Raw genomic sequence first — 519 nt, forward strand, 5'->3', positions numbered from 1 at the left:
GCTCACCGTCAATCCGGATGGTACCTACTCCTTTGAAGCTACGACCAATCTCGACAACGATGGCCCGCAGGAGCAAGCCTTCACCATCACCGCAACGGATACTGATGGAGATACAACAACTGACACACAGACCATCACCATCACCGACGGAGCCTCACCGACACCACCAGACAACTTGCCCGGTGAAGCGGTAGATCTGATCCTCACGGTCAACGAGGCAGCTATTGATACAACGCAGGATCAAAATGATCTGGCAGCGGGCAACATCACAGGCTCTGATCCAACCAGCACAGCCGAGACAGACATCTCCAGCACCCTCACCTTCACAGCAGGCTCTGATGAACTCACCACATTCGCATTTGGTGATACCTCAGGCATCACAATCACCAATGGAGATGCGGCTCTCAATATCAACTGGGCAGTCTCAAATGGTCAACTTATTGGCTCGATCAACGGCACGCCTGCAATCATTCTGGCACTGGATGCTTCAGCCATCCCAGCAGGTCAGCAAGGCTCCGT

1 protein-coding gene is annotated in these 519 nt (G+C 53.6%); it reads left to right on the forward strand.

The genetic code is table 11. The annotated features are described in order from the left end of the window. A partial coding sequence (locus PPL9_RS08795; protein WP_200962184.1) for a hypothetical protein occupies positions 1-519 on the forward strand: 519 nt, incomplete at both ends.

It is taken from the genome of Pseudovibrio sp. POLY-S9, from assembly GCF_001431305.1.
Lineage (GTDB): Bacteria > Pseudomonadota > Alphaproteobacteria > Rhizobiales > Stappiaceae > Pseudovibrio.